Below are 12,041 nucleotides of genomic sequence, written 5' to 3' on the forward strand. Positions count from 1 at the left end.
TCTTTCATGCCTTATTCTGGCATACGGATTTTTAGAGATGCACCCCTTCTTTTGATCAAGCTCAGAGCCCTTTATCTTGCCGTAGGGAGTTGTAGGCCCAACCAGCGGCTTGATAGGCGCAATGCAATAGTAACCAGGGCTCCCAGCACTACTGCCAGGGCTGAGTAAGCAGGTATAAATGTGTAGATCAGGAAAACCAGCGCTGCACCTCCGCTGGCCGCCGAGGCGTAGAGGTCGCGGTTGCGATAGAAAATGCCGGGAATTTCCCCCGCCAGCACATCGCGCAAAACCCCACCCCCCACCCCCGAAACAGTGCCCACGAAAACGCAGCCCCAAAACCCCAGGCCAAAAGTCAGGGCTCGCTCGGCCCCCAGCGCGGCAAACAGCCCCAGCCCAATGGTGTCCAGGTAGTAGATGAGGCGCTCGAGCCGTCCCAGCCGATGACTAAACCGCCATACCAGCAGGGCCACCAAAAACACCAACCACAACACCGGCTCATTTCGCAGCGACCCTGCGGGTAGTGAACCCACCAGCACATCCCGGATGGCCCCCCCGCCAATCGCCGTAACCCCGGTTAGTACGATAATGCCCACCAGGTCGAAGCGCTTTTGCACAGCTACCAGGGCGCCCGATACCCCAAAAGCCAAAAGGCCAGCCCAGGCTAGAAGGTCGAGCAACTGCCAGTGCTGCATAGCTTGAGGGGCGGCGCTAGCTGTTGTCGCCCTGCTTTTCCGGGAGGGGCTCGAGGTAGACCATCGCCCGGCACTGGGCATGGTCGGGGGCCAGGCCTTCAGAGGTCTTGAAGGTCAGACCCACCCGCTTTTCCGGCAGGCCGGTCAGAAGGGCCAGGTGTTGCTGAATGGCCGCGCGGTGGGGCCCCAGTTTGGGCCGGTCGAGCACCACCACTGCCGAAAGCTGGCCCAGCCGATAACCGCTGTCCCGCACCTTTTGCAAGACCACCTCGAGGATTACCCGACTTTCCAGGCCCTTCCACTTGGGGTCATAATCGGGAAAATAGCTGCCGATGTCGCCGAGGGCAAAAGCCGAGAGCAAAGCATCGGAGATGGCGTGCAAAAGAACATCTCCATCGGAATGGGCAATGGCGCCGCGCTCGCTCTCGATTCGGACACCTCCCAGCCACAGTTCGCGCCCCTCACCTAAGCGGTGGGCGTCTTCGCCATAGCCAATGAGCAGTTGTGACCAGGTAGAAGGCTTCTCTGCCACGTAAATATCCTATTGTCTGTGTGAGGCCGGTAGCAAGGCGCTACACGTGCATGCTGTTACAGACTGCTGAGGAGTCCCGCGGATGCCTGAACCCCAGGGTTCTGTCCGCTTGGGCTTGAAGCCAGAACCACTTTGCAATAAACTTTGACTCAGTATAACTTTTAGGAGCAACCATGAAGGAAGCAGTTATCGTCAGTGCGGTACGTAGCGCCGTTGGGCGCGGCAAAAGTGATGGTTCCCTGGCCACCGTTCACCCCATAGACCTCTCGGCTCAGGTAATGAAAGCCGCGGTGGAAAAGGCTGGAGCAAACCCGGCCATCATCGAGGACATCCAGTGGGGTTGCGCCATGCCCGAGGCCAGCCAGGGCTTGAACGTAGCCCGGCTCTCGATGCTGCGGGCTGGGTTTCCGGTGGAGGTTTCGGCAGCCACCATCAACCGCTTTTGTTCCTCGGGCCTGCAAAGTATAGCTTACGCAGCCCAGGCCATTATCTCGGGCATGAACGAGGTGGTGCTGGCTGGCGGCGTAGAGATGATGAGCCAGGTGCCCATGTCGGGCTACCATACCCAGCTACATCCCGAGCTGACCGAGGCCTATATCGGCATGGGCTTTACCGCCGAGCGGGTGGCGGAGCGCTGGGGCATTAGCCGCGCGGAACAGGATGCCTGGGCTCTGCGCAGCCACCAGAAAGCCCTCGAGGCCCAGGCCCGGGGTGCTTTTGACGAGCAAATTGTGCCCATCCCGGTAAAAAAGGTGCACTGGAAGGGCAGCAAAAAACAAGTAGAGGAGACCCTATTCAGCAAAGATGAGCTTCCTCGTGCTGATACCAGCCTCGAGCGCCTGGCCAAACTCAAACCTGCCTTCAAGGAAGGGGGCAGCGTAACGGCAGGCAATGCCTCCCCCTACTCCGACGGGGCAGCGGCCGTGTTGGTGATGAGCGCAGAAAAGGCTAAGGAGCTGGGCCTGAAGCCGCTGGCCCGGTTTATTTCGTTTGCCACGGCTGGGGTGGAACCAGACATTATGGGTGTGGGGCCTATCAAAGCGGTTCCCAAAGCTCTGGCCAAAGCCGGTATTACCCTGGACGACCTGAAGCTAATTGAGTTCAATGAGGCCTTTGCCGCCCAGGTGCTGGCGGTCATGGGCGAGCTGCAGATGAACCCCGAAAAGGTAAACGTCAACGGTGGTGCCATCGCCTTGGGGCATCCCCTGGGCGCAACCGGGGCCAAGCTCACCACCCAGCTGATTCACGAGCTCGGCAAGCGTGGGGGCGGGCTGGGTCTGGTGACTATGTGCATTGGTGGTGGCATGGGCGCGGCTGGGGTGTTTGAGGTGTATCCCCAGGGCTAAGATGCCCTGGGCCCAATCGCCTAATCAAGCAAGAAGATAGCGTGGGGTATTGCGACTGGAAGGCTGCCGCTAGACGCCCAGCCCGGTAGATATCCCACCTTATCAACTTTTCAATTGAACAAGACCAACGGAGCGCGTATGTTTGAACCTGGGTTATTAAAAGACAAAGTGGTGTTGGTTACAGGGGGCGGCACGGGCCTTGGGCGCTCGATGAGCACGCGTTTTCTGGAGCTGGGGGCCAAGGTGGCCATTACTAGCCGCCGGGTCGAAACCATTGCTCAGGCTGCCCAAGAAATGATGCAGCAGACCGGAGGAGAGGTTTTTGCCACGCCGGTAGACGTGCGCGACCCCGAGGCTGTACGGGCCATGGTGGACGCTGTCGAGGCCCATTTTGGCCGGATCGATGTGCTCATCAACAACGCAGCAGGTAACTTCATCTCGCCTACAGAACGCCTGTCTTACAGGGCCTTCGACGCGGTGCTTAATATCGTTTTGCACGGTACAGTGTACTGCACGCTGGAAGTGGGCAAGCGCTGGATTGCAAAGGGGCAAAAGGGCACCATGCTCAACATCGCCACCACCTATGCCCAGTCCGGCTCGGGCTACGTGGTGCCGTCGGCGACGGCCAAGGCCGGGGTGGTGACCCTGACCAAATCGCTGGCGGCGGAGTGGGGCAAGTATGGCATCCGCCTCAACGCCATCGCACCGGGGCCTTTCCCCACCGAGGGAGCCTGGACGCGCCTGATGCCCACCCCGGAGATTGCCCAGATGTTCGAGAAGAAGATTCCCCTGGGACGGGTGGGCCAGCACATTGAACTGGCCAACCTGGCCGCCTACCTAATCTCGGACTATGCGGGTTTTATCACCGGCGACATCATTACCATTGATGGGGGCGAGACGGTCTGGAACGCCGGGGAGTTTAACGTACTGGACGCGGTGACCAAAGAGCAGTGGGATATGCTCGAGGCCATGCGTAAAAAAGGTTGACCCCGCAATTGGGTTTTGGCATGGCAAAATAGAACCGTGGAGCTGATTCAACCTTATATCGGCCAGCTCACCTTTGGGGGGCTGGCCGGTTTTGCCGTTGGCTACGCCATCAAAACCGTGGGCCGCTGGGTGGCCATCATCCTGGGCCTGATTTTTGTGGTGGTGCAGGTGCTGGCCTCAATGGGCTATATCAACGTGGACTGGACGCGCATCCAGCGCGATGTGGAGCCTTTGTTGCAGCAGGAGCAGATCAAAAATGCCTGGGACGCGCTGGTGCGGGTGCTCACCACCAACCTGCCCTTTGGGGGGGCCTTTGTGGCGGGCCTCTTGCTGGGCCTGCGGCGGGGCTAGGCGTACTTGGAGCGGAGCAACAGGGCCTGGCTCGAGAGCTCCGGCAGCCGTTCAAGCCTAACCCCTGGGTTGTGCTTTTGTTGCGCCAGGTAAGGCAGCACCTGCTCGGTGGCCAGGTTGCCCACCAGGTCATCGCCCGCAAAGGGACAGCCGCCGATGCCCCCCAGGGCCCCCTCGAGCCAACCCACCCCAAACTCCAGGGCCACCTGTACCTTATCCAGGGTTTGTTCTGGGCGGCTGTGCAGGTGCAGGCCGAGGCGCTCGTCCAATCCCCCCGCCTGGGCCACGGCTTCAAGGGTCTGGGCGATGGTCTTGGACGAGGCCACCCCATAGGTGTCGGCCAGGACGATGCCGGAAAGCCCGGGCAGCTGCCGCAGGCGCTCTACAAACGCCGCAGTTAGGTCGGGTATCCAGGCATCGCCGTAGGGGTTGCCAAAGGCCATCGAGAGGTAGACCACGAACCTGAGCCCCTGGGCCTCAGAGATAAGCTGCTCCAGCACCGGCCAGGACTCCTCGATCCCCAGGTTGAGGTTTTTGCGCTGGAAGGTATCGCTAATGGAAAAGGGGTAGCCCACCGTGGTCAGGTGGGCGGCTTGTCGGGCCCGCTCGAGGCCCTTCGGATTCCCGATGATGGCCAGGTACTCGCGCCCCTCCGGGGCGGGCAGGGCCGCCAGCACCGCCTCGGCATCGGCGTGCTGGGGCACCCATCTGGGCGAGACGAAGCTGGTGATGTCGAGGCTATGAAAACCGGCCTCGAGCAGCGCCAGTAGATAGCCCACTTTTTCTTCAGTCGGGATGAACCGGGCAAATCCTTGCCAGGAATCCCGCGGACACTCCACCCACTTCACAGTTCCTCACTATATCGAGCCAGGCCCTCTGGCTGCACCACATACAGCTCGCCCCACAGCGGAAAGCCCTGACGGAACACATCGCGCAGGATTTCGCGCATCAGCTCGGGGTCTATTACGCCGGGGCGCAGCACGATGCGCGGAAAACTGAGAGGAAAGCGCACGGGGTCGGAGAAGTCCAGGTCGAGTGTGACCAGCACATAGTTGTGGCGTTCGGCATAGGTATACAAAACCTGGTCGGAGCGCCCCGTGAGGCCCACTTCCCGCACCGTGGTTACATCGTGGCCCTCGCCAATGAGCCACCACAAGACCCGCTGGGGGATGTTCTCGTCTAGTAGAATCCGCATGAAGCCTCGAGCTTACCGCAGGTCAAAACCAACAGAACGCAGGGGCTCCTTCAGGTGAGGGCCCCTGCAAAAAAACCAAGCCATTACCCCTCCTCCAGCGAGATCCACTCGTAGTTGGTGGCGCGGGCCCCATACAGCAAGGCCGCCTGGATGTCCTGGCGGGTCAGCTCGGGCCACTGTACGAGCACCTCTTCGATGGACATCTGCGAGGCCAGGGCCTCCAAAACCATATGCACGGCGATGCGGGTTCCTCTTAGGCGGGGCCTGCCGCGCAGAACGTCGGGGCTGGAGCGGATGCGGGAGAGGAGTTCGCTGCGAACCTTTGCGCCCAGCTTCATAGTTAACCTCCCTCGAGGCGGCCTTATCGGCGGCGGAACCAACCCAAAGACACCTTGCAGCCCTACTGGGAAACCGGATTTGCTCTGTGGGCTGCATGATTCATCATAGCGTTTTTTTCTGCTGGCGAGTCCTGCTGTGATTGGCCCCGTGCTCCAAATTATGCTGTCGGCCAGAGCCCAAACGCGCAAAAGTTGAGCCTTTGACCAGAGCGCAGCTAGAAATTCACGCCGGGCACCTGACGGGTGGCCTCGTCGGTCTCGAAGAAGGGCTTGGGCTTCTTGCTCATTAGCTGGGCGATGAATACACCGGGGATGGTGGTTACGGTGTTGTTGAAGTCCAGCACGGTGTCGTTGAAGAACTGGCGGGCATAGGCAATCTTGTTTTCGGTTTCCTCGAGCTGCCCCTGCAACTCCCGGAAATTGGCGTCGGCCTTGAGTTCAGGATAGGCCTCAGCGATAGCAAAAACGCTGCGCAAGGCCTGGGTGAGCTGGTTGGAGGCCGCCGATTTTTCTTCGATGCTTCCAGCAGAGAGCATCCGCTCACGGGCCTGGGTTACCCGGTCGAACACCCCGGTCTCGTGTGCAGCGTAGCCCTTGACGGTATTGACCAGGTTGGGAATGAGGTCGTTGCGCCGCTTGAGCTGCACATCCACCTGAGAAAATGCGTTGTTCACACGATTTTCCAGGGTGATGATGCGGTTGTAGTAGAAGATGAACAGTGCCACAATCAGCAAAACCAGAATCAACAGGATTTCCATACTTTATGCCTCCTTGTACCCTATTATCGGGCCCCACTCGAGCCGCCACCACCGGAAGAACCCCCGCTGGAACTGCCCCCAAAGCCGCCGCCGGAGCCACCAGAGGGCTTGAGGGCCCGCTCGAGGCTTTCCAGGTTGCGGGCAATCTGGGCCAGACCCCCCGTCATCTGGCTGATTTGCTGCAGCATGTCGCCAGAGGCCATCACCGACCCGGCCTGGCCCAGGCTCTGCCCAGGAACCCAGCGGGGAACCGCCACTACCTCGGGCCGCCGCTGGGCTACCTGGCGCAGGTTTCGCAGGTAGCGCTCGGCCACGCCCAGGGCTGCTGCGTACACAAAGTGATAGTCCCACATTTTGAAGTGCTCGGCGGGGGCCGATTCCATCTGGGAGAAGTCGGCGAGAAAGTTGCGGTAGGCCTGCCAGCGCCTGGCATTTAGCAGTTTCTCCGGCCTCCAGCGGTTCAGCGCCCCAAAGGCCAGAAAACCCAGGGTCATAAAGCCGATGCCCGCCAGCACCCCGCTGACCATCAGTACCCCTACCCATAGGGCTCCGCCCTGGGTGTCCAGCAGGTAGGGGCCGGCGGTAAAAGTGAACAGGAAGAACAAAAACCCCAGCCCCACCAGCCACCCGCCCCAGCGCATGGCGGCCTGGCTGCTCTTAGGGTCGAGCAGCCTGCCGTAGGTGGCTTCGTAGATGGCCCTGGGGCGGCGGCTCATGCTGCTCAGGAGGCCGGGGTGCTGCTGGAAGTATGTCTTTAGTTCATCGGGCCGGAGCACGCCATCCGGGCCTGCGGCTGCCCGTAGCAAGTTCCAAACTTCCATTTCCAACTCCGTAGCGTTTGCTGGGGGAGCCACCAGCTTAAAGTGGGTCTCGCTGCCTTTAAAAAGGCCAAATAAGCTCTGGTTTTGCTGCTGGATGAGTTCGACTGAGCCTCGCCGGGCAAAATCCAGCAGGGTGGCCGAGATCATACGGCCCAACATGCTCTGACCGGGATCGGCCTGGGTCAGCACGTAAGGCACCAGGCCTGGCGGAATTTCCTCGGCAGGTTCGCGGTAGTAGCGGCCTACCTCCTCGGTGTGGGGCTCGCGTCCATAGCGCAAGTAGGCCCGCAGGAAAAAGCCAAAGAGCACCAAAAGCAACAACAGTGGGCCTGCCGCCAGCACCCAGGCCCAGCCGGGAACCTGCTGGTTTTCAATCAGCTGTCGGGAGCGCTCGCGGAAGCGCTGGGTTTCTTCCTCGGTTTCTTGCAACCACTGCTGGAGGCGGGGTTCGTCAAGGCTGCGGAAGGCAAAGGCCCTGGTGTCCAGGATGACCCGGGCTCGCACAAACTCGTTCTGACTGACGGGGGCCAACTGCACGGTAGCCACCTGTTTGCTTGGGTCGAACTCGAGGCTACCAATACGTCCACGTCCGGTGAAGATAAATACCCGGAACAGCTCCAAAGGCCTTGGGGCATGAATCCGTAGCAGGTAGCTGTCCACCGCGGCGTGTTCGGGCTCGAGCACCTGTCGGTCGAAGATGGCCGCATCGCTGGCTACGGTAACCTCGTTGCTGAGGGTGTAGCTGATACGGAAGGTGCGGCTTTGGTTTTCGGCCAGTACCGGCAGGTTGCCCGAGGGGTCGGGGGGGCCGGCGGTAAGGCTGATGCGATTGCCCTGTACTTCGTACCGGATGGGCCGACCATCGTCTAAGGCGCGGGCCTCCTCGAAGCGCACCGCTCCACCTTGGCGGGGGTCAATCTCCAGGAAGACCTCGCGGAAGGCGCCATCGAAGCGCCAGGTGCGCACGTCAACCACCCGCACCAGCCCATCGGCCTGTAGGTACACGTCCTGCTCGACGTGCTCGAGGGAGTAGCTCTTTCCCCAGGCTAGCGCCAGAAAAACCAGCGTTGCCAACCCAAAGCGCACGAGGTTCACCCTATCAACCTACCTCAAGCCTTGCTCCAACGGGAAACGTACGCCAGGTGTTCATGCCAGCCCCAGCCGCTTAGCGTCAGCTTTCAGGGCCTCGAGCACAAAAGCCATGTGTTCGTCGAGGTCTACCCCAAGCTCCTGCGCTCCCCGTACAATGCCGTCGCGGTCTACCCGGGCGGCAAAGGCTTTATCCTTAAACTTTTTCTTGAGGCTGGCGAGCTCGAGGCTGTGGATGCTCTTGTCGGGACGCACGTAAACTGCAGCCGTAATCAGGCCCACCAGCTCGTCCACGGCAAACAGTGCCCTGGCCATCAGGGAGTGGCGGGGGTACTCGGGTACATCCACGTGGCCCAAAATGGCCTCGATTACCTCCTCCGGGTAGCCCATCTCGCGCAACATCTGCACCCCTTTGTAGGGGTGTTCCTCAGGAAATTGCTCATAGTCAAAATCGTGCAGAACACCTGTAATGGCCCACTTTTCCTCGGGCTCGCCGTATTTCCTGGCATAAGCCCGCATGGCCGTCTCGACTGCCATCATGTGCCTTTGCAAGCTTTCCGAAGGGGTGAAGCGCTTCATGAGGGCCAGCGCGTCTTCATACACCATGTAAATGGCCATATGTGCCCATTCTGGGGAACTAAGGCTGTAGGGTCAAGGGCTGAAGTGATGCCTAACCGGGTTTGCAGTGGGATAGGCGGCTGTAGTCCGTAGGCCAGCCGGGACATTTGGGTTTTTGATCACCCTCGAGCTAGCCTGCCTTTTTGGCCCTCCCCCCCTTTCCCCGACCCGGTGGGTAGCTGTCGGGGCAGGGAAGGGGATGAAAAGCCAGCCGACGTGCACATCGTTCTTCTGGTAGCCCCCCAGGTTTTGGGGTAGGGCTGGAACAGGCCCGCTATAGGTTGAGCTGTGGCCGGCTCGAGCGTGATACACGGGGCTTTGAGGTGCTGCGCTATACCACCTGGCTGGAAGTGCTGTACCGCTTTGAACTGCCCCCGGTAGCGCTGGGCTCCTACCCGCTGCGCTGGCAGCTTTGGCAGGGTGAGCGGCTCATCGCCGAGGAAGACCGGCGATTTACCCTCACGGCAGGCCGCTAACATCTGCCAAATTACAGCCGGGCTTTACAGGCTATGGGTTTGTGTTATGGCCGATTGACGATGGCTGAAGTTGACGCTAAACTTTGACTCGGTATAAGTTTGTAACGAGTCAAAGAATGGTGCGGAGGTTAGCGGTGATTGCAGACAGAAAACTCTCTAACAAAGGCGGCGGCTGGCTCCTGGACAAACCCGAGCAGATCTTCACCCCGGAGGACTTCGACGACACCACCCGCATGATCCAGGAGACCGTGCGGCAGTTCGTGGAGAAAGAGTACCGTCCGGTGGCCGAAGCCATGGAGCATGGGGCGCTCGAGCACAACATTCCCTTGCTCAGAAAATCCGGAGAGCTGGGGCTCTTGGGGGTGGAGGTGGGCGAGGAGTACGGCGGCCTCGACCTGCCCAAAACCGTAAGCACCGTGATTGCCGAAGCCCTGGCCGGAACGGGCGGCTTTAGCGTGACCTACGGGGTGCAGACCAGCATTGGCCTGCTGCCGCTGGTGTACTGGGGCACCAAGGAACAAAAAGACAAATACCTAGCCAAGCTGGTCTCGGGGGAGCTCATTGCCGCCTACTGCCTGACCGAGCCCCAGTCCGGCTCCGACGCCATGGGGGCCAAGACCCGCGCCGAGCTCTCGGCGGATGGCAAGTACTACATCCTGAACGGCACCAAGATGTGGATCTCCAATGCCGGTTTTGCCCACCTCTTTACCGTCTTTGCCAAGACCCCAGAGGGCCTGACCGCCTTCCTGGTCGAACGTGACACCCCCGGCCTGCGCCTGGGCGGCGAAGAGAAGAAGATGGGCATCAAGGCTTCCAGCACCCGCCAGGTCTTTTTAGAAGACGTGAAGGTGCCGGTCGAGAACGTGCTGGGCGAGCTGGGTAAGGGGCACAAGATTGCCTTCAACGTGCTCAACGTGGGGCGCTACAAGCTGGGCGCGGGCGCCATCGGTGGGGCCAAGGGGGCGCTGGAACTCTCGGCCAAGTACGCCCAGGAGCGCGTGGCCTTTGGCCAGCCCATTGCTAACTTTGGCCTGATTAAGCAAAAGCTGGCCGAGATGGCTTCGCGCATTTTTGTGGGCGAGAGCGCGGTCTACCGCACCATGGGCATGATTGACCAGGCCCTGAGCAGCCTGGATAAAGCCAACGCTGCCGAGGCGGTTTTGGCCGGCATCGAGGAGTATGCCATTGAGGCCAGCATCATCAAGGTGCTGGGCTCCGAAGTGCTGGACTACGTGGTAGACGAAGGCGTACAGATTCATGGTGGCTACGGCTACTCCGCCGAGTACGAGATTGAGCGGGCCTACCGCGACAGCCGCATCAACCGCATCTTCGAGGGCACCAACGAAATTAACCGCCTGCTGATTCCCGGCATGCTGCTGCGCCGGGCCATGAAGGGCGAACTGCCCCTCTTCGATGCGGCCATGAAGCTGCAAAAGGAGCTGCTGGAGCCTTCCTTCGAGGAGCCCGAAGACAAGGAGATGGCCCAGCTCGAGGGCCTCAAAAAGCTAGCCCTGGCGGTGCTGGGTCTGGCTGCCCTCAAGTATGGCAAGCAGATTGAAGAAGAGCAGGAAGTGCTGGCGGTGGCTGCCGACATCCTTATCGACATCTTTGCCGCCGAGAGCGCCCTGCTGCGGGCCCGCAAACTGGGCGGTGGGGTGTATGCCGATATGGCCGCCCTCTACCTGTACCAGGCCCTCGACCGGGCCCAGGCTGCCGCGCTCTCGATTCTGCCGCGCCTGGCCGAGGGCGACGAGATGCGCCTGATGGCCTCGGCGGCCCGCCGCCTCACCAAGCACGACCCCGCCGACCTGGTAGAGGTGCGCCGCCGCATCGCGCAGAAGGTGCTCGAGGCGGGCGGTTACCCCCAGCCCAAAGCCTGAACGGGTCGGTTTTCTAAGGGCGCACCCGTTGCGCCCTTTTTTTGTTGGGTCGAGGTACGCAAAGCTTTACTGCTCTCCGGGCACCAGCACCAGGGCTTCCACATCCGGACCCAACCGGTTGAAGTGCACAGGGTTGAGGGTGATCAGGTGATGGACCCTGGCTCTGAGCGCCGCCTGGGCGATAAGGGCATCGTACACGGCTCCGCCAGTTAGATTGAGCTTTTCCAGCCGTCGCAACACCGTGTGGTAATCGCTATAGCTCAGGGCGACGGCTTGGAACCCCCCAAGGTTCTCCTCGATGAGCGTTCGGGCCGTGCTGGGCGGTATAGATGGACGTAGGGGTAATCGGGTCAGCACCGCATACAACTCAGCTAAGGTATGGGCGGCTACCACGCCATGATGCGCGCCTTCCAGGGTCTCTTGTAGCCAGCGCCAGGCCGCGGCGTGGGCGGGGTGAGACTGCACAAAGGCGGCCACCAGGCTCGAGGTGTCAAAGAGCAGCTTCATCAAGTGACCTGGTCCAGGCGCTCTTCCCGTACGCGGGCCAGGGTCTGCTTCAGGTCGCCAACGCTCTCGCTCTCCACCACCAGAACACGTCCCTTGCGGCGCACAGGGGGTGGGGTGCGCCGGGGCAACAGGGTCAGCTTGCCGCCCTCGAGCGCCACTTCCAGCACGTCGTGTGGCTCGAGGCCCAGGTGCTCGCGTAGCTTTTTGGGAATCAGAACTCGCCCAAACTTGTCCAAGGTGGTTTCCACATTGGCAATTTTAGCACTTTTTTGCCAAATCGGAATGGTCGCACGGGTGCATCTCAGCAATTCCGTACAGGGAAAGCCCTCCACCTCAGGGCCTCGAAGGCCACCAGCGGATGGGAACTACATAGCTGGGCGCGGTGGGCTGCTGTGCGCGAAGCCCCAGGGCGACTCCACTGCATCCCCGAGCGTTTCATGCGGGCACCGAT

Annotated in this window: 15 protein-coding genes; 5 read left to right on the top strand and 10 right to left on the bottom strand. The window is 60.9% G+C overall.

Translation table 11 applies throughout. From position 1 onward, the window contains the following. Positions 1–71 precede the first annotated feature (71 nt). The gene (locus Q355_RS0112715; protein WP_084496131.1) at positions 72–692 is read right to left on the bottom strand and encodes a trimeric intracellular cation channel family protein; all 621 of its coding nucleotides are present in this window, start codon (positions 690–692) and stop codon (positions 72–74) included. 16 nt (positions 693–708) lie between these two features. After that, a complete protein-coding gene (gene ispF / locus Q355_RS0112720) occupies positions 709–1,194 on the bottom strand; it encodes a 2-C-methyl-D-erythritol 2,4-cyclodiphosphate synthase (protein WP_027878128.1) in 486 nt (161 codons plus the stop codon). Between the two features lie 203 nt (positions 1,195–1,397). On the opposite strand from ispF, the gene Q355_RS0112725 reads away from it, so the two are divergent. The 3 genes from Q355_RS0112725 to Q355_RS0112735 all read left to right on the top strand — a co-directional run bounded on the left by Q355_RS0112725 (position 1,398) and on the right by Q355_RS0112735 (position 3,908). Then, positions 1,398–2,570, top strand: coding sequence for a thiolase family protein (locus tag Q355_RS0112725; RefSeq protein ID WP_027878129.1), 1,173 nt, complete (start codon positions 1,398–1,400; stop codon positions 2,568–2,570). Between the two features lie 138 nt (positions 2,571–2,708). Then, positions 2,709–3,557 carry an SDR family oxidoreductase gene (locus Q355_RS0112730; protein ID WP_027878130.1) on the top strand — a complete coding sequence of 283 codons (849 nt, stop codon included), beginning with the start codon at positions 2,709–2,711 and terminating at the stop codon, positions 3,555–3,557. Between the two features lie 36 nt (positions 3,558–3,593). Then, on the top strand, positions 3,594–3,908 hold the full coding sequence (locus tag Q355_RS0112735; protein ID WP_027878131.1) for an FUN14 domain-containing protein: 315 nt from the start codon (positions 3,594–3,596) through the stop codon (positions 3,906–3,908). Here the strand turns inward: Q355_RS0112735 and Q355_RS0112740 are convergent. From Q355_RS0112740 to Q355_RS0112765, 6 genes are all read right to left on the bottom strand, one after another. Then, positions 3,905–4,756, bottom strand: coding sequence for a hydroxymethylglutaryl-CoA lyase (locus Q355_RS0112740; protein ID WP_027878132.1), 852 nt, complete (start codon positions 4,754–4,756; stop codon positions 3,905–3,907). The genes Q355_RS0112735 and Q355_RS0112740 overlap by 4 nt on opposite strands. After that, complete coding sequence (locus Q355_RS0112745; protein WP_027878133.1) at positions 4,753–5,103, bottom strand: DUF5615 family PIN-like protein; 351 nt, start codon at positions 5,101–5,103, stop codon at positions 4,753–4,755. Before Q355_RS0112745 ends, Q355_RS0112740 begins: the two co-directional genes overlap by 4 nt. An 83-nt stretch (positions 5,104–5,186) precedes the next feature. Further along, positions 5,187–5,441 carry a DUF433 domain-containing protein gene (locus Q355_RS0112750; protein ID WP_027878134.1) on the bottom strand — a complete coding sequence of 85 codons (255 nt, stop codon included), beginning with the start codon at positions 5,439–5,441 and terminating at the stop codon, positions 5,187–5,189. 215 nt (positions 5,442–5,656) lie between these two features. Next, positions 5,657–6,199: a LemA family protein gene (locus tag Q355_RS0112755; protein ID WP_027878135.1), complete on the bottom strand. Its 543-nt coding sequence runs from the start codon at positions 6,197–6,199 to the stop codon at positions 5,657–5,659. Between the two features lie 23 nt (positions 6,200–6,222). Then, the gene (locus Q355_RS0112760) at positions 6,223–8,115 is read right to left on the bottom strand and encodes a DUF2207 domain-containing protein (protein ID WP_027878136.1); all 1,893 of its coding nucleotides are present in this window, start codon (positions 8,113–8,115) and stop codon (positions 6,223–6,225) included. Positions 8,116–8,166: 51 nt separating this feature from the next. Then, positions 8,167–8,727 (bottom strand): HDIG domain-containing metalloprotein, encoded by a 561-nt coding sequence (locus tag Q355_RS0112765; protein ID WP_027878137.1) that lies wholly within the window; start codon positions 8,725–8,727, stop codon positions 8,167–8,169. 323 nt (positions 8,728–9,050) lie between these two features. Here Q355_RS0112765 and Q355_RS16255 point away from each other — a divergent pair, with 323 nt between their 5' ends. Both Q355_RS16255 and Q355_RS0112775 read left to right on the top strand, forming a co-directional pair. Continuing rightward, positions 9,051–9,203 carry a hypothetical protein gene (locus Q355_RS16255; RefSeq protein ID WP_156941927.1) on the top strand — a complete coding sequence of 51 codons (153 nt, stop codon included), beginning with the start codon at positions 9,051–9,053 and terminating at the stop codon, positions 9,201–9,203. 116 nt (positions 9,204–9,319) lie between these two features. Next, positions 9,320–11,083 carry an acyl-CoA dehydrogenase family protein gene (locus Q355_RS0112775; protein WP_036259505.1) on the top strand — a complete coding sequence of 588 codons (1,764 nt, stop codon included), beginning with the start codon at positions 9,320–9,322 and terminating at the stop codon, positions 11,081–11,083. A gap of 66 nt (positions 11,084–11,149) precedes the next feature. Here Q355_RS0112775 and Q355_RS0112780 read toward each other — a convergent pair whose 3' ends face one another. Next, positions 11,150–11,590 (bottom strand): type II toxin-antitoxin system VapC family toxin, encoded by a 441-nt coding sequence (locus Q355_RS0112780; RefSeq protein WP_027878140.1) that lies wholly within the window; start codon positions 11,588–11,590, stop codon positions 11,150–11,152. After that, entirely contained in the window at positions 11,590–11,838 is a 249-nt protein-coding gene (locus tag Q355_RS0112785) for an AbrB/MazE/SpoVT family DNA-binding domain-containing protein (protein ID WP_027878141.1), read from the bottom strand. Before Q355_RS0112785 ends, Q355_RS0112780 begins: the two co-directional genes overlap by 1 nt. Between the last annotated feature and the right edge of the window lie 203 nt (positions 11,839–12,041).

Origin of the sequence: Meiothermus cerbereus DSM 11376, assembly GCF_000620065.1 — a bacterium.
Lineage (GTDB): Bacteria > Deinococcota > Deinococci > Deinococcales > Thermaceae > Meiothermus > Meiothermus cerbereus.